Origin of the sequence: Azonexus sp., assembly GCF_041909095.1 — a bacterium.
Classification (GTDB): Bacteria; Pseudomonadota; Gammaproteobacteria; order Burkholderiales; family Rhodocyclaceae; genus Azonexus.
In genome coordinates this window covers 579262-593772 of the sequence record NZ_JAYREB010000001.1, presented here as the reverse complement: position 1 = coordinate 593772, position 14511 = coordinate 579262, and the positions used below count along the sequence as shown (strand labels likewise).

The window sequence follows — 14511 nt, the reverse complement described above, 5'->3', positions numbered from 1 at the left end:
GCGGCTTCAGTCGCCGCCGCCACCGCCGCATCCGCCACCACAGCCCCCGCCGCCGTCGCCGCCCGCGCTGTCGCCCCCCCCGTCGCTGCTGCCCGAATCGCCGCTGCAGCCACTGCTGCAACCGATGTGGCTGGCGCAGTAGCCGTCGCGGCCGGTGCCGCCGGCGGCGAGACAGTCGAGCTGGTAGATGAAGCCGCCGGCGATGCCCAGCGCCGCGTCGAGCGCGAACAGGCGCGGCAGGCGCGCCGGCTGCTTCGGATCGATTCCTTCGTGCGCGCAAGCCAGCCGCCAGGCACGGCGCAGGCCTTCACCGGCCTCGGTCGGCGAGCGCATCGCCTCGACCGGCGTGTGATGCAGGAAGCGGCCGAAGGCGCGGTCGCAGAACTGCCGGTAGTGGCGGGTGAACAGGATGAACTCGTGCCAGGCGTCGTCTACCGCCTGCGACGGCATTGCCACCATCCGCCGGCCGGCTTTGTTGCAGATCAGGAAGTAGTCGCGCAGGCCGGCGAAAACTTCGCGGCGCTGCGCGGCATCGAGTTCCGGGCGCCGTGCCGCGAGACGCCGGTCCAGTTTTTCCTGCAGCGGGAAGCCCTCGATGTAGCGCATCCGTGCGGCCTGCCGCCAGGCCAGCCAGGCCAGGCAGAGGCCGACCAGCACGGCGGCGAGCAGGACATACTGCATCAGCGCACGTCGAAGCAGAGGTATTTGACCTCGAGGTATTCCTCGATCCCGTACTTCGACCCCTCGCGGCCGATCCCCGATTGCTTGATGCCGCCGAAGGGCGCCACCTCGTTCGAGATCATCCCGGTGTTGACGCCGACCATGCCATATTCCAGCGCTTCGCCGACGCGCCAGCAGCGGCCGACGTCGCGGCTGAAGAAATAGGCGGCGAGGCCGAACTCGGTGTCGTTGGCCATCGCCACTGCTTCAGCTTCGGTGTCGAAACGGAAGAGCGGCGCCAGCGGACCGAAGGTTTCCTCGCGGGCGACGCGCATCGCCGGCGTCACATCGGCCAGCACGGTGGGCTGGAAGAAGTTGCCGCCGCGTTCGTGGCGGGCGCCGCCGCACAGCACGCGGGCGCCCTTGGCGACGGCGTCGGCGACGTGGGCTTCGACCTTGGCCAGGCCGGCGGCGTTGATCAGCGGCCCCTGGGCGACGCCGGCTTCGTTGCCGGCGCCGACCTTGAGCTGCGCGCTGCGCTCGGCGAAACGGGCGGCGAAGGCTTCGTAAATGCCGGACTGGACCAGGAAGCGGTTGGCGCAGACGCAGGTCTGGCCGGTGTTGCGGTACTTGGCGGCGAGCGCGCCCTCAACCGCGGCATCCACATCGGCGTCGTCGAAGACGATGAAGGGGGCGTTGCCGCCGAGTTCGAGCGACAGCTTCTTGACGGTCGGCGCGCACTGCGCCATCAGTAGCCGGCCGACCGCGGTCGAGCCGGTGAAGGAGAGCTTGCGCACGATCGGGCTGGCGCACAGCTCGCCGCCGATCGCCGCTGGCTGGCCGGTGACGACGTTGAAGACACCAGCCGGGAAGCCTGCCTGCTCGGCCAGCGCGGCCAGTGCCAGGGCGGTCAGCGGCGTCGCCTCGGCCGGCTTGACCACCACCGTGCAGCCGGCGGCCAGCGCCGGCGCCACCTTGCGCGTGATCATGGCGAGCGGGAAATTCCATGGCGTGATCGCGGCGCAGACGCCGATCGGCTGCTTGACCACCAGCAGCCGGGTGGTCGACGCCGGGCTGGGGATGCTCTCGCCGTAGGTGCGCTTGCCTTCCTCGGCGAACCATTCGACGAAGGAGGCGCCGTAGATCGTCTCACCCTTCGCTTCGGCCAGCGGTTTGCCGCCTTCGGCCGTGATCAGGGCGGCGAGGTCGGCGGCATTATCGAGGATCAGGCGGTTCCAGTTCTGCAGCAACTGCCCGCGGCGGCGCGCGGTGAGCGCCCGCCAGGCCGGCAGCGCGGCGTCGGCGGCGGCGATCGCGCGCTGCGTCTCGGCGGCGCCGCAGCAGGGAACCTCGGCGATGCGTGCGCCGCTGGCCGGGTCGATGACGGTGAGTGTGGCGCCATCGTCGGCGCCGACCCATAGACCATCGATCAGGTTGGCGCTGCGCAGGAGAGTCGGGTTCTGCAAGTTCATGGGCTTGAAAAATCCTGTAAAAACGTTAAGTTACGAATAACTTCAAGAAAAGGTTTTAAGCGATGCGTCGATTGTTCTACTGGTTGTCGCTGCTCGTTTGCCTGGCGCTTGCTGCCTGCGGCAGTCCCGGGCCGCGTGGCGGTTCAACTATAACCCAGGGGCCGCGGGCGGTCAGCGGGCAAGCCAACGAGGTCGTCATGCTCGCCATGGGGCTGATCGACACCGGTTACCGTTTCGGCGGCAAGAACCCGGAGGCCGGCTTCGACTGCAGCGGCATGGTTGCCTACGTGTTCGCCAAAGCGGCCGGCGTCAAGGTCAGCGGCAGCGCCGCCGACATCGCCCGGCGCGGCCGTGCCGTCAGCCGCCACGACCTGCAACCCGGCGACCTGGTCTTCTTCAACACGATGAACCGCCCCTTCTCGCACGTCGGCATCTATATCGGCGAGCAGCGCTTCGTACACGCGCCATCGACCAACGGCCGGGTGCGCATCGAGCGTCTCGACAGCGAGTATTTCGCGCGCCGTTACGAAGCCGCCCGTACCCTGCTCGATTGAGCACGCGCGAGCATGGACGCCGCTCCGCGGATGAGGGTACAATTGCGGCCTTTCCGCCCGTAGCTCAGCTGGATAGAGTACTGCCCTCCGAAGGCAGGGGTCGTGCGTTCGAATCGCGCCGGGCGGGCCAAATAAAACAACGGCTTGGACAGTTTCCTGTTCCAGGCCGTTTTTTTTGTGCCCATTTCGTGCCCATTTCGTGCCCACTTTGTGCCCACTTGTGCGGTGGAAAAAATGAGTCGGCAAGACTGTTCATTGCTTGTTGTTCGTCTTCCGGGCAGCCAGTTCGGCGGCCCGGCGGACACTGGCGGGAACGCCGCCGATGCCCCAACGGTCGGGGTGGGCGTGGGCGATGTAGATGCGGATGCGTTCTGCATCGACGGCGAGCAGGCGGGCGGTGATGGCGTTCAGTTCGCCGATCACCCGGTGCAGCTGCTCGCTCGTCCGGCCTTCCATCAGGACCATGCGGATGAAGGGCATCTCGGCGTCGTGGCGGGGTGTCTGCGCCAGCACCTCGCTGGCCGGGATGCCGCCGATGCCCCAGAGTTCGGGGTCGATTTCGGTGACCCAGACTTCCAGTCGATCGAGCGGCGCGGCCAGGATTTCCGACAGGGCCTGGGAGGTTTCCCGGATCCACTGCTTGAGTTTTTCGCGCGGATGACCGGCGAGGACGTGCAGGTTGGCGACGGGCATGTTTTTCTCCTTGTTGGGTTCAGGGCAGGCCGCGCCGGCGGCCGGCGTCGAGCATCAGGCTGGAACCGGTCATCGCGTCGGCTTCCGGGGCGAGCAACAGGGTCACCGCCCAGGCGATCTGCTCGGGGGTGGTGAGGACGCCGAGCGAGGACTCGGCGCGCATTTCGTCGAGTACCTCGTCGGTGCTGCAGCCGCGTTGTTCGGCGCGGGTGGCGGCAACGCGGCGCAGGCGCTCGGTGTCGGCCGGGCCGGGGACGATGCTGTGGGCGGTGATGCCACGTGGACCGTAGGCCATGCTCAACTGGCGCACGACGTTGAGCAGTGCGGCGTTGGCGACGCCGGCGGCGGCCGCGTAGGCGGTCGGTTCCAGGCCATAGTGGCCGCCGATGGCGACGATGCGCGAACCGGCCGACAACTGGGTATCGGCCGCCCGCACCAGGCGCAGCAGGCCGCCGACCTTGATATTGACCGCATCGACCATCGATGCGGTCGGTGCCGTCAGGATGCCGCCGACCACCGCGACGCCCGGGCCATGCACGACCATGCGCACCGGCTTGTCGATGGCGGCAGCGATGGCGGCAATTGCCGAATCGTTGCCGATGTCAGCGGCACAGGCACGCACGCCGGGGTATTGCGCGCTCAGCGCCTGCAGGCTGTCGGCCGAGCGGGCGACGGCGATGACGCCAAGGCCGGCGTCGAGCAGGCGGCGGGTGATCGCCGTGCCAAAGGCGCCGGTGGCGCCAACCAGGATGGCGCAGGCTTCGCGTTCGGCGTAGGGCTTCATGGCGCGACTCCTGCTGTTGAATCCTGGAGCAGGCCGCGTTCCTTCGCCATGGTCATCGCAGTGTCGATGATCATGTCTTCCTGGCCGCCGATCATCTTCTTGCGGCCGAGTTCGACCAGGATGTCGCGGGCCGGGATGCCGAAGCGTGCAGCGGCACGGTTGGCATGCAGCAGGAAGGTCGAATAGACGCCGGCGAAACCCAGCGTCAGCGACGAACGGTCTACGCGGACGATGTGGTCCATGAGCGGGAAGATCAGGTCCTCGGCCATGTCCATCAGCTTGAACAGGTCGCAGCCGGTCTCGATGCCCATCCGCTCGCAGACGGCGATGAAGGCTTCGAGCGGCGTGTTGCCGGCGCCGGCGCCCAGCCCGCCGACGGAAGCGTCGATGCGGCTGGCGCCGGCCTCGATGGCGGCGATCGAGTTGGCGATGCCCATGCCCATGTTATGGTGGCCGTGGAAGCCGATCTCGGTTTCCGGCTTGAGCACGGCGCGCAGGGCGGAGACGCGCGCCTTGACGTCGGCCGGCAGCATGTAGCCGGCGGAGTCGGTGATGTACACCGTCTGCGCGCCGTAGGATTCCATCAGCTTGCCCTGCTGCGCCAGACCTTCCGGCGTGTTCAGGTGGGCCATCATCAGGAAGCCGGTGCTGTCCATGCCCAGCTTGCGGGCGTAGGCGATGTGCTGCGGCGAGGTGTCGGCCTCGGTGCAGTGGGTGGCGACGTGCACGCTGCGCGCGCCGCAGTCATAGGCCGACTGCAGTTCGCGCATGGTGCCGAGGCCGGGCAGCAACAGCACCGAGACCTTGGTGCGCTTGACCGCGCCGCACACGGCGCTCAGGTATTCCTCGTTGCTGTGCGGCGCAAAACCGTGCTGCAGCGAATTGCCGCCCAGGCCGGCGCCGTGCGTCACCTGGATGTACGGCACGCCGGCGTCGTCGAGCGCGCTGGCGATCTGCACCATCTGGGCGATGGAAATCTGCTCGCGCTTGGCATGCATGCCGTCGCGCAGGCACATGTCGTGGACGGTGACCTGGCGACCTTTCAGATTCACTTCACTCATGCTGCCACCTCCACGGGCTTGAGCTGGATGCTGCCGGCGAGGATTTCCTCGGCGAACATTTCAGCGGTGCGCGTCGCGGCCGCCGTCATGATGTCGAGATTGCCGGCGTACTTGGGCAGGTAGTCGCCGAGACCGGCCACTTCCATGAAAACGGTGACGCGCTTGCCGTCGAACAGCGGGCCGTTGACCAGGCGGTAGCCGGGCACGTACTTCTGCACTTCCTTGATCATCGCCAGCACCGACTCGGTGATGCGCGCTTCGTCCGGCGTGTCGTCGGTCAGGCAGGAAATGGTGTTGCGCATCAGCATCGGCGGTTCGGCCGGGTTGATGATGGCCAGCGCCTTGCCCTTGCGGGCGCCGCCGACCACCTCGATGGCGTTCGACGTGGTGTAGGTGAATTCGTCGAGGTTGGCGCGGGTGCCGGGGCCGATCGACTTCGACGCCAGGCTGGCGACGATCTCGCCGTAGGCCACTGGCTGGATGCGCGACACGGCATGGACGATGGGGATCGTCGCCTGGCCGGCGCAGGAGATCATGTTGACGTTCATCTCGACCTTTTCTGCGTGTTCGCGCAGGTTGACCGGCGGCACGCAGAGCGGGCCGATGGCCGCCGGCGTCAGGTCGATCATCATCACGCCGAGTTCGTTCAACTTGCGCGAGTTCTCGGCGTGGACGTAGGCCGAGGTGGCGTCGAAGGCGATCTGGATGTTGTCTTCCAGCACGTAGGGGAGCAGGCCGTCGACACCGGCGGCGGTGGTCTTCAGGCCCATCGCGCGGGCGCGGGCGAGGCCTTCCGATTCGGGGTCGATGCCGACCATCCACACCGGTTCGAGGACAGGGCTGCGCTGGAGCTTGTAGATCAGGTCGGTGCCGATGTTGCCGGAGCCGATCAGCGCGCAAGGTATTTTTTTCATGGGCATCTCGTCGGGATTGGGGGCTTGCGGGGCGTTTGCGTCAGGTCACGACGGTCAGGAAGGTCTCGTGCAGCTTGCGTTGCGGGTAATCGAGGCCGCCGCCGGCGCCCAGGCCGTCGAAGGTCCAGGTCGTCGGCTCGTAGTCGGGGTAGGGCTGGTAGCCGCCCATGAAGGTCTCGAAGCGGTTGCCGGACGGGTCCCAGGCGTAGATCGTGCAGCCGCGGGTGATGCCGTGGCGGGTCGGGCCAATGTCGATCGGCACGTTGTTCATGGCCAGGATGTCGCTGGCGCGCAGCACTTCTTCCCAGCTTTCGAGGAGGAAGGACAGGTGGTGCAGCTTGCCCGGCTCCGGGTGCTCGACGAAGGCGATGTCATGCACCTTGTGCGAGCAGGACAGCCAGATGGCGGCGCTGTTCTCGTTGTCCGGTGCCAGCACGCGCTCGACCAGGTAGAAGCCGAGCACGTCGCTGAAGATCTTCTGCACCTGGGCGACGTTCGGGCCGTAGAGCAGGCAGTGGTCGAGGCGCACCGGGGCGATGCCTTTTTCCGATGCTGCGGTCCACGGCGCCGGGTTCTGCACCTGCAGGCCATTGCCGACCGCTTGCTTGTCGGCGTAGAGCTCGATCAGGTGGCCGGAGGGTAGTTCGAAACGGACCCGCTCGCCGGTGGCCAGCATCTCGCCGGCCGGCATGCGCTCGGTGTTGAGTCCGTAGGCGCGCAGGTCGCTATCGAGCTTGTTCAGCGTCGCCGTATCGAGCACCTTGAAGCCGAAGAAATCGATCCCGGCGCGGTCGGCCTGGCGCAGCACGACGCTGTTGTGGTCGCGCTCGTCCCAGCATTTCAGATAGACGCGACCCTGGGCGTCGCGGCCGGTTTCGACCAGCCCCAGGATGTCGCGGTAGTGATGCACGGCCTCGTCGAGGTCGAGCACCCGGATCGCCCCGTGTCCGGGGCGTAAAACGCCTGTCATTGCCATTGTCTTCCTCCTTTGTCTATGAAATTGGCCATTCGTCGATGGCTTGTTGGCGAGCTTCTCTGTTCAGTATGAGGCGGGTGGCCCGGCGGCCGCCGCCCCGGGCTTGTAGCTCAGGCACAGGGCCGAGGTGGCCGCGCTGAGCAGCAGCGCATCGACGCCGACGGCGACGAAACTGGCGCCGGCCGCCATGTAGCGTTCGTTCAGCGCGCGGTCGCTGCACAGCACGCCACCCGCCTTGCCGGCGGCGCGGGTGCGCAGCAGGCCGTCCTCGATGGCGGCGACGATATCCGGGTGGGTGGATTGGCCGAGATAGCCGTAGGAAGCGGCAAGGTCGGCGGCGCCAAAAAAGACGCCGTCCACGCCGTCCACTTCCAGGATGGCGTCCAGGTTGCGGTAGCCGGTCTGTGTTTCGACCTGCACCAGCAGGCACATCTGAGCATCGGCCTGCGACGCGTAGTTGTCGATCCTGCCCCAGCGCGAGGCGCGGGCCAGCGCGCTGCCGACACCGCGGATGCCGGCTGGCGGGTAGCGCATCGCCTCGACCAGGCCACGCGCCTGTGCCGCCGTATCGACCATTGGAATCAACAGCGTCTGCACGCCGGTTTCCAGCAACTGCTTGATCAGCACGTGATCGCCCTGCGGCGGGCGGACCACCGCCTGCGTCGGATAGGGCGCCAGCGCCTGCAACTGCGCCAGGAAGCTACGCAGGTCATTGGGGCCGTGCTCGGCGTCGATCAGCAACCAGTCAAAGCCGGCGCCAGCGCAGATTTCCGCGCTGAAGGTTTCACCCAGCCCCAGCCACAGGCCGATCTGCTCACTGCCGGCCCGCAGTGCCTGTTTGAACTGGTTGACCGGGATTTCCATGCTCGCTCACCTGAATGTCGCTGCCCCCGCAGGCTTGCGGAAGTCTGGAAATCATTAGAAGCGATGCTTTCGATACCGTCCAATACCATCTTGGTCGCCAAGATATGCGCAAAAGGTATGTCCTTTGCACCCCGCCGCGCCTCGACTTGCTGCGGCGGAAATCCGGCTGCGATGTTGCGCTGCTTCTAAACCAAAGTCTAATGGCCGCCCTATGACTTTCCGAATAACTTCGAGTTATCGCGAAATCTCGAGAAATCCTGGCTTCGTTGAGACAAGGTGGCCGACACCGCAGGAATCCGGAAATCGCAGGCGATCAGCCCTGCACCCAAGAGGAGACAAAAATGGCAGTACTCAACAGAATGGACTGGTACGACCTGGCCAGAAGCACCAACTGGACGCCATCGTACGTGACCGAGGATGAACTGTTCCCGCCCAAGCTGGCCGGCGAATTCGGCCTGCCGCTGAGCGCCTGGGAAAGCTACGACGAGCCCTACAAGCAGACCTACCCGGAATACGTGAAGGTGCAGCGCGACAAGGACGCCGGCGCCTACTCGGTGAAGGCCGCACTGGAACGCAGCCGCATTTTCGAAAACGCCGATCCGGGCTGGAAGTCGGTGATGAAGGCGCACTACGGCGCCATCGCCCGCGGCGAATACGCCGCCGCCTCGGCCGAAGCGCGGATGATGCGCTTCTCCAAGGCACCGGGCATGCGCAACATGTCCACGCTCGGCTGTCTCGATGAAATCCGCCACGGCCAGATGCAGCTCTACTTCCCGCACGAGCATGTCTCGAAGGACCGCCAGATGGACTGGGCGTTCAAGGCCTACGACACCAACGAGTGGGCGATGATCGCGGCGCGTCACTTCTTCGACGACATCATGATGACGCGCGACGCGATCAGCGTTTCGATCATGCTCACCTTCAGCTTCGAAACCGGCTTCACCAACATGCAGTTCCTCGGCCTTGCCGCCGACGCCGCCGAAGCCGGCGACCACACCTTCGCCAACCTGATCTCCAGCATCCAGACCGATGAATCGCGCCACGCCCAGATCGGCGGCCCGGCGCTCAAGGTGCTGATCGAGAACGGCCACAAGGCGGAAGCCCAGAAGCGCGTCGACATCGCCGTCTGGGGCGCCTGGAAGCTGTTCTCGGTGCTCACCGGGCCGATCATGGACTACTACACGCCGCTCGAACACCGCAAGCAGTCGTTCAAGGAGTTCATGGAAGAGTGGATCGTCGCCCAGTTCGAGCGCGCGCTGACCGACATGGGCCTCGACCTGCCCTGGTACTGGGACATCTTCCTCAAGGACATCAGCCAGACCCACCACGGCATGCACCTCGGCTCCTACTTCTGGCGGCCGACCCTGTGGTGGAACCCGGCCGCCGGCGTCACCCCGGACGAGCGCGCCTGGCTGGAAGCCAAGTACCCCGGCTGGAACGACACCTGGGGCCAGTGCTGGGACGTCTTCATCGACAACGTGGTCGAGGGCCGGATGGACAAGGCCTACCCGGAAACCCTGCCCTACGTCTGCAACATGTGCCAGCTACCGATCCTCGGCACGCCGGGCAAGGGCTGGAACGTCAAGGACTACCCGCTGGAATACAAGGGCCGCCTCTACCACTTCGGTTCCGAGGTTGACCGCTGGGTGTTCGAGCAGGAGCCGGAGCGCTACGCCGGCCACCTGTCGATCGTCGACCGCTTCCTGGCCGGCATGATCCAGCCGATGGACCTCGGCGGCGCGCTGCAGTACATGAACCTGGCCCCCGGCGAAATCGGCGATGACGCCCACAACTACGCCTGGGCCGAGGTCTATCGCGCCCTGCGCGCCAGCAAGAAGGCGAGCTGACGCCGCCCTACCCGAACGGCGCCGCCGCTTGACGGCGGCGCCCGCAAAAAAACAGGAGACAAGAGAAATGGCCTTATTCCCCCTGACCTCGAACTTCGAGGGCGATTTCGTGCTGCAACTGGTTGCCGTCGATTCCGAAAACACCATGGACGAGGTGGCTGCCGCGGCCGCCGTGCATTCCGTCGGCCGCCGCGTGCGCGCCCGCCCGGACTGCGTCATGCGCGTCCGCCGGCAGGACGCGACGGAGTTCCTGCCGCGCACGATGAAGGTGTCCGAGTCCGGCCTCAAGCCGACCGAAACCATCGAAATCATCTGGGAACCGGCGCGCCACTGAGCGCCCCCGAGCACAAAAAAACGGAGAGAGACATGAGTTTCACCAAGGTCTGTACGGTCGACGACCTGTGGGAAGGCGAGATGGAAGCGTTTTCGGTCAATGGCCACGAGGTGCTGCTGGTCTGCGCCGAAGGCGGCGCGGTCAAGGCCTTCCAGGGCATGTGTCCGCACCAGGACATTTCGCTGGCGGAAGGCAAGTTCGACGGCGAGAAGATCATCTGCCGCGCCCACCTCTGGCAATTCGCCGCCTGCAACGGCAAGGGCATCAACCCGGCCGACTGCGCGCTGGCCGAATACCCGGTGCAAGTGGACGGCGACGACATCCTGGTCAAGACCGAGGGCGTCACGCCGCTGTTCGCCCACACCTGAGCGCCGGCGATGAAGCCGATCCAGTGGTTGAAAGAGCTTTTCAGGCCGGCCGCCGTCGCGGCGCCGGCCAAACCGAACGAGGAGATGACAATGAATGCAGCAACGACGGGGCAGGCCTACCACAACAACCTGGTCGGCCCGGTGATGCGCGCCGGCGACTTGGCAATGGCGGTGATCGAAGCGGCGCGGGTGGACAACCCGGGCAAGGAGATCTTCGTCGATGACAAGCGCGCCTACATCCGCATCCACGCCGAACAGGAAATGATCCTGCGCCAGCAAACCATCGAGGAAGAACTCGGCCGGCCGTTCCGCATGAACGACCTGGAAGTGGACCTGAGTTCCTTCGCCGGCCAGATCGAAAGCCAGGACCAGGCGGTGCGCTTCTATTTCGCCAAGAAGCTCTGAGCGCCCCCGGCACACCCCAACCGAAAAGAATACGAGGAGACCCACCATGTCCGACACCCAAACGCTGAAGCCGCTGAAGACCTGGAGCCATCTCGCCGCCCGCCGCCGCAAGCCGAGCGAGTACGAGATCGTCAGCGCCAACCTGCACTACAACGACCGCGACGCGAACTCGCCCTACGAGCTCGATCCGAACATGTTCATGAACCAGTGGTACAAGAAGAACACCTTCGGTACCGCGCTCAAGCACGCCGACTGGAACGCCTTCCGCGATCCGGACGAGGTCGTCTACCGCACCTACAACATGATGCAGGACGGCCAGGAAACCTACGTCTTTGGCCTCTTCGACCAGTTCAACCAGCGCGAGCACGACCAGGCGCTCGACCCGCGCTGGGTCGGTTCGCTGGCCCGTTTCTACACGCCGGCCCGCTACCTCTTCCATACCGTGCAGATGGCGTCGGCCTACGTCGGCCAGGTCTCGCCGGCCAGCACCATCACCAACTGCAACTACTTCCAGATGGCCGACAGCCTGCGCTGGGTCAGCCACACCGCCTACCGTACCAAGGAACTGTCGCTCGCCTTCGCCGACAAGGGCTTCGCCGCCGACGAACGGCGCTACTGGGAAACCGACCCGGTCTGGCAGGGCTTCCGCGAGCTGATGGAAAAGACGCTGACGGTCTGGGACTGGGGCGAGACGATCGTCGTCCTCAACCTGGTCGCCAAGCCGGCGATCGAGGAAAGCGTCCTGCGCAAGCTGGGCGAAGCCGCCCGCCACAACGGCGACACCCTGCTCGGCCTGATCACCGACGCCCAGTTGATCGACGCCGCCCGCCACCGCCGCTGGCTGGCCAGCTTCGTGCGCATGGCGCTGGAAACCCCGGGCAACCTGGAAACCATGCAGGGCTGGATCGCCAAGTGGGAACCGCTCGCCGACCGCGCCATCGACGCCTACTGCGCGCTGCTGCCCGACGTCGCCGACGCCGCTGTCTCGGCGAAGGCGGCGACGCGCGAGTTCCGCCGTTCGCTCGGGCTCTGAACGCCCGCCCCTGACCTGCCGCACCGGGACGCCACGGCGTCCCGGGCGAGCGTCTTCGTGAGCAAGAAAGCATGAGCGACCAGGCAACAATCACCAACCGCAAGGACGGCAGCGTCTTCGCGCAGGCGGCCGACGACAGCATCCTGCGCGCCGCCCTGCGCGCCGGCGTCGGGCTGGCCTACGAATGCAACTCCGGCGGCTGCGGCGGCTGCAAGTTCGAGCTGCTGGAAGGCGAGATCGACACCCTGTGGCCGGACGCCCCCGGCCTCACCGAACGCGACCGCCGGCGCGGCCGCCACCTCGCCTGCCAGTGCCGGGCGCGTGGCGACATCACGATCGCCGCGCCGACCGCCGCCGAGTACGCACCGCTGCTGGCGCCGCGCCGGCAGAGCGCACAACTGGCGATGGTGCGCGACCTCACCCACGACATCCGCGAATTCCGCTTCGTCGGCGACGGCCCGGCCGACTTCCTGCCCGGCCAGTACGCGATGCTGGAGCTGCCGGGCGTCACCGGCTCACGCGCCTACTCGATGGCCAACACGCCGAACGAGCAGCGCGAGTGGCACTTCCAGATCCGTCGCGTGCCGCACGGCCAGGGCACCCACGTGCTCTTCGACCAATTGGCGGTGGGCGACCGCATCGGTCTCGACGGTCCCTACGGCATGGCCTGGCTGCGTACCGCGTCGCCGCGCGACATCGTCTGCGTCGCTGGCGGTTCCGGGCTGGCGCCGATGCTGTCGATCGCCCGCGGCGCGGTCGACGCCGGCCTGCTCAACGAGCGCAGGCTGCATTTCTTCTACGGCGCCCGCACGCCGCGCGACGTCTGCGGCGGCGACCTGCTCGCCAGGCTCGGCGCCGGCGAGCGCATCCGCTTCATCCCGGTGGTTTCGCTGCCCGGCGACGACGGCGCGTGGACCGGCGCCACCGGCTACGTGCACGACCAGTTGCTGCCGCAACTGCCGGCTCAGCTTGGCCATTACGAGTTCTATTTCGCCGGGCCGCCGCCGATGACCTCGGCGCTGCAGGAGCTGCTGATGGTCGGCCATCAGGTGCCGTTCGACCAGATTCATTTCGACCGCTTCTTCTGACGCGGTCACCGGGGGTTTGCCGCAACAGGCAAGAACAACAAACGACAAGAGGAGAAAAAACATGATCCAACAGAAACTGGCTGCCGGCCTCGTCGGCACGGCCCTGGCCATCTGCGGCCAGGCCGCCTGGGCGACCGACGTCTTCCGGCTCGAAGGCATCGGCGCCGTCTCGCGCGCCATGGGCGGCACCGCCGTCGCCCACGACGTCGGCCCCGGCGGCATGCTGACCAACCCGGCGACGCTGTCGCTGATGCCGGGCGAACAGCAGGCGATGGTCGGCTTCGACCTGGTGACCACCGACATCGAGGTCCGCGACGAGGCCACCGGCGCCAAGGCGCATTCCGCCACGCACAGCCGGAACCGCGGCCCCTACGTCGCGCCGCAGGCGGCGTACAGCCGGCGTCTCGGCAACCTGGTCGTCGGCGTTGGCGCCTTCGCCCAGGGCGGGCTGGGCACCGAATACGGCAGCCGCAGCTTCCTGTCCAACGGCACCGGCGGCGCGCCGACCGGGCTCGAGAACTCCAGCCGCCTGCTCGTCCTCGACATCCCGCTCGCCGCCAGCTATCGCGTTTCCGAGGCGCTGACCGTCGGCGCCAGTCTGGACGCCATGTGGCAGGGGCTCAACCTCGACCTGCTGCTCGGCGCCGATCAGGTTGGCAGCCTGATCGCCGGCGGCCGCGCGAGCGGCGCCCTGGTCCCCGTGCTGGGCGGCATTCCGGCGCTGCAGGGGGCGCATTTCAGCCTGACCAAGAACAAGTGGCTGGGCAGCGGCGTCGACGCCTGGGGCTTCGCCGGTCGCCTCGGCATGCTCTACCAGGTGAGCCCGGCAACCCGCCTGGGCGCCGCCTACACGGTCAAGAGCAAGATCGACGACCTGCAGGGCTCGGCAACGCTGACCGCCGTTTCCGGACTGGCCGGGCAGATTCCTCTCGCCGGCAAGATCAAGCTCAAGGATTTCCAGATGCCGGCCCGCCTCGATCTCGGCCTGCATCACCGGCTGACGCCGCAATGGGAAGTCGCCGCCGACCTGTCGCGGGTGTTCTGGAAGGACGTCATGAAGGACATCAAGGTGGCTTTCGTCGCCAACGCCGGCGGCGACCTCAACATCCTGCTGCCGCAGAACTACAAGGATCAGACCGTCTTCGCCCTCGGCACCGCCTACGCGCTGACACCGCAATGGACGCTGCGCGCCGGCGCCCGCGTCGCCTCGCAGGCGCTGCGCGGCAACACGCTGTTCGCGGTGATCCCGGCGACGCCGACCAGGCACCTGTCGCTCGGCTTCACCTACGCCTTCTCGCCGAGCAGCAAGATCGACTTCGCCTGGTCCCACGCGCTGCGCGAAAAGATGTCCAACCGCAGCCTGCCGAACACCTCGGACCCGATCAGCGTTGCGCATTCCCAGGACAACGCGACGCTCAACTACAGCCTCAGTTTCTGATCAAGCCCCCGCCCCATCCC

At 66.8% G+C, this 14511-nt stretch carries 16 protein-coding genes and 1 tRNA gene; 9 read left to right on the top strand and 8 right to left on the bottom strand.

Annotated features, from left to right (window positions below):
* Nucleotides 1-6: 6 nt before the first annotated feature.
* The gene (locus tag ACE3OV_RS02915; RefSeq protein ID WP_374324851.1) at nucleotides 7-681 is read right to left on the bottom strand and encodes a hypothetical protein; all 675 of its coding nucleotides are present in this window, start codon (nucleotides 679-681) and stop codon (nucleotides 7-9) included.
* A complete protein-coding gene (locus ACE3OV_RS02910; protein ID WP_374324849.1) occupies nucleotides 681-2132 on the bottom strand; it encodes an NAD-dependent succinate-semialdehyde dehydrogenase in 1452 nt (483 codons plus the stop codon). Before ACE3OV_RS02910 ends, ACE3OV_RS02915 begins: the two co-directional genes overlap by 1 nt.
* A 62-nt stretch (nucleotides 2133-2194) precedes the next feature.
* Here ACE3OV_RS02910 and ACE3OV_RS02905 point away from each other — a divergent pair, with 62 nt between their 5' ends.
* Both ACE3OV_RS02905 and ACE3OV_RS02900 read left to right on the top strand, forming a co-directional pair.
* The gene (locus tag ACE3OV_RS02905; protein ID WP_374324847.1) at nucleotides 2195-2686 is read left to right on the top strand and encodes a C40 family peptidase; all 492 of its coding nucleotides are present in this window, start codon (nucleotides 2195-2197) and stop codon (nucleotides 2684-2686) included.
* A gap of 53 nt (nucleotides 2687-2739) precedes the next feature.
* Nucleotides 2740-2816 (top strand) — tRNA-Arg (locus ACE3OV_RS02900).
* Between the two features lie 122 nt (nucleotides 2817-2938).
* Here the strand turns inward: ACE3OV_RS02900 and ACE3OV_RS02895 are convergent.
* From ACE3OV_RS02895 to ACE3OV_RS02870, 6 genes are all read right to left on the bottom strand, one after another.
* Nucleotides 2939-3379 carry a tautomerase family protein gene (locus tag ACE3OV_RS02895; protein WP_374324846.1) on the bottom strand — a complete coding sequence of 147 codons (441 nt, stop codon included), beginning with the start codon at nucleotides 3377-3379 and terminating at the stop codon, nucleotides 2939-2941.
* Between the two features lie 19 nt (nucleotides 3380-3398).
* Complete coding sequence (locus ACE3OV_RS02890; protein ID WP_374324844.1) at nucleotides 3399-4163, bottom strand: SDR family NAD(P)-dependent oxidoreductase; 765 nt, start codon at nucleotides 4161-4163, stop codon at nucleotides 3399-3401.
* On the bottom strand, nucleotides 4160-5224 hold the full coding sequence (gene dmpG / locus ACE3OV_RS02885) for a 4-hydroxy-2-oxovalerate aldolase (RefSeq protein WP_374324842.1): 1065 nt from the start codon (nucleotides 5222-5224) through the stop codon (nucleotides 4160-4162). The genes ACE3OV_RS02890 and dmpG overlap by 4 nt, the downstream gene beginning before the upstream one ends.
* Nucleotides 5221-6138, bottom strand: coding sequence for an acetaldehyde dehydrogenase (acetylating) (locus tag ACE3OV_RS02880; protein WP_374324841.1), 918 nt, complete (start codon nucleotides 6136-6138; stop codon nucleotides 5221-5223). Before ACE3OV_RS02880 ends, dmpG begins: the two co-directional genes overlap by 4 nt.
* A gap of 40 nt (nucleotides 6139-6178) precedes the next feature.
* Nucleotides 6179-7114: a catechol 2,3-dioxygenase gene (locus ACE3OV_RS02875; protein WP_374324839.1), complete on the bottom strand. Its 936-nt coding sequence runs from the start codon at nucleotides 7112-7114 to the stop codon at nucleotides 6179-6181.
* Between the two features lie 63 nt (nucleotides 7115-7177).
* Nucleotides 7178-7978: an aldolase/citrate lyase family protein gene (locus ACE3OV_RS02870; protein ID WP_374324837.1), complete on the bottom strand. Its 801-nt coding sequence runs from the start codon at nucleotides 7976-7978 to the stop codon at nucleotides 7178-7180.
* Between the two features lie 341 nt (nucleotides 7979-8319).
* Between ACE3OV_RS02870 and ACE3OV_RS02865 the strand changes: the two genes are divergently transcribed.
* The 7 genes from ACE3OV_RS02865 to ACE3OV_RS02835 all read left to right on the top strand — a co-directional run bounded on the left by ACE3OV_RS02865 (nucleotide 8320) and on the right by ACE3OV_RS02835 (nucleotide 14491).
* The gene (locus ACE3OV_RS02865) at nucleotides 8320-9825 is read left to right on the top strand and encodes an aromatic/alkene/methane monooxygenase hydroxylase/oxygenase subunit alpha (protein ID WP_374324835.1); all 1506 of its coding nucleotides are present in this window, start codon (nucleotides 8320-8322) and stop codon (nucleotides 9823-9825) included.
* A gap of 67 nt (nucleotides 9826-9892) precedes the next feature.
* Nucleotides 9893-10159: a toluene-4-monooxygenase system B family protein gene (locus ACE3OV_RS02860; protein ID WP_374324833.1), complete on the top strand. Its 267-nt coding sequence runs from the start codon at nucleotides 9893-9895 to the stop codon at nucleotides 10157-10159.
* A 32-nt stretch (nucleotides 10160-10191) separates the two neighbouring features.
* Nucleotides 10192-10527: a Rieske 2Fe-2S domain-containing protein gene (locus ACE3OV_RS02855; protein ID WP_374324831.1), complete on the top strand. Its 336-nt coding sequence runs from the start codon at nucleotides 10192-10194 to the stop codon at nucleotides 10525-10527.
* A 90-nt stretch (nucleotides 10528-10617) separates the two neighbouring features.
* Complete coding sequence (locus ACE3OV_RS02850) at nucleotides 10618-10932, top strand: MmoB/DmpM family protein (protein WP_374324829.1); 315 nt, start codon at nucleotides 10618-10620, stop codon at nucleotides 10930-10932.
* Between the two features lie 46 nt (nucleotides 10933-10978).
* A complete protein-coding gene (locus tag ACE3OV_RS02845) occupies nucleotides 10979-11965 on the top strand; it encodes an aromatic/alkene monooxygenase hydroxylase subunit beta (protein WP_374324828.1) in 987 nt (328 codons plus the stop codon).
* A gap of 71 nt (nucleotides 11966-12036) precedes the next feature.
* A complete protein-coding gene (locus ACE3OV_RS02840; protein ID WP_374324826.1) occupies nucleotides 12037-13053 on the top strand; it encodes a 2Fe-2S iron-sulfur cluster-binding protein in 1017 nt (338 codons plus the stop codon).
* Nucleotides 13054-13114: 61 nt separating this feature from the next.
* Nucleotides 13115-14491, top strand: coding sequence for an OmpP1/FadL family transporter (locus ACE3OV_RS02835; protein ID WP_374324824.1), 1377 nt, complete (start codon nucleotides 13115-13117; stop codon nucleotides 14489-14491).
* The last annotated feature ends 20 nt before the right edge of the window (nucleotides 14492-14511 follow it).

What these genes read in the sequence shown, in the direction of transcription:
- ACE3OV_RS02915 (WP_374324851.1), bottom strand. Translation starts at nt 681, where the DNA reads ATGCAGTATGTCCTGCTCGCCGCCGTGCTGGTCGGCCTCTGCCTGGCC.
- ACE3OV_RS02910 (WP_374324849.1), bottom strand. Translation starts at nt 2,132, where the DNA reads ATGAACTTGCAGAACCCGACTCTCCTGCGCAGCGCCAACCTGATCGAT.
- ACE3OV_RS02905 (WP_374324847.1), top strand. Translation starts at nt 2,195, where the DNA reads ATGCGTCGATTGTTCTACTGGTTGTCGCTGCTCGTTTGCCTGGCGCTT.
- ACE3OV_RS02895 (WP_374324846.1), bottom strand. Translation starts at nt 3,379, where the DNA reads ATGCCCGTCGCCAACCTGCACGTCCTCGCCGGTCATCCGCGCGAAAAA.
- ACE3OV_RS02890 (WP_374324844.1), bottom strand. Translation starts at nt 4,163, where the DNA reads ATGAAGCCCTACGCCGAACGCGAAGCCTGCGCCATCCTGGTTGGCGCC.
- dmpG (WP_374324842.1), bottom strand. Translation starts at nt 5,224, where the DNA reads ATGAGTGAAGTGAATCTGAAAGGTCGCCAGGTCACCGTCCACGACATG.
- ACE3OV_RS02880 (WP_374324841.1), bottom strand. Translation starts at nt 6,138, where the DNA reads ATGAAAAAAATACCTTGCGCGCTGATCGGCTCCGGCAACATCGGCACC.
- ACE3OV_RS02875 (WP_374324839.1), bottom strand. Translation starts at nt 7,114, where the DNA reads ATGGCAATGACAGGCGTTTTACGCCCCGGACACGGGGCGATCCGGGTG.
- ACE3OV_RS02870 (WP_374324837.1), bottom strand. Translation starts at nt 7,978, where the DNA reads ATGGAAATCCCGGTCAACCAGTTCAAACAGGCACTGCGGGCCGGCAGT.
- ACE3OV_RS02865 (WP_374324835.1), top strand. Translation starts at nt 8,320, where the DNA reads ATGGCAGTACTCAACAGAATGGACTGGTACGACCTGGCCAGAAGCACC.
- ACE3OV_RS02860 (WP_374324833.1), top strand. Translation starts at nt 9,893, where the DNA reads ATGGCCTTATTCCCCCTGACCTCGAACTTCGAGGGCGATTTCGTGCTG.
- ACE3OV_RS02855 (WP_374324831.1), top strand. Translation starts at nt 10,192, where the DNA reads ATGAGTTTCACCAAGGTCTGTACGGTCGACGACCTGTGGGAAGGCGAG.
- ACE3OV_RS02850 (WP_374324829.1), top strand. Translation starts at nt 10,618, where the DNA reads ATGAATGCAGCAACGACGGGGCAGGCCTACCACAACAACCTGGTCGGC.
- ACE3OV_RS02845 (WP_374324828.1), top strand. Translation starts at nt 10,979, where the DNA reads ATGTCCGACACCCAAACGCTGAAGCCGCTGAAGACCTGGAGCCATCTC.
- ACE3OV_RS02840 (WP_374324826.1), top strand. Translation starts at nt 12,037, where the DNA reads ATGAGCGACCAGGCAACAATCACCAACCGCAAGGACGGCAGCGTCTTC.
- ACE3OV_RS02835 (WP_374324824.1), top strand. Translation starts at nt 13,115, where the DNA reads ATGATCCAACAGAAACTGGCTGCCGGCCTCGTCGGCACGGCCCTGGCC.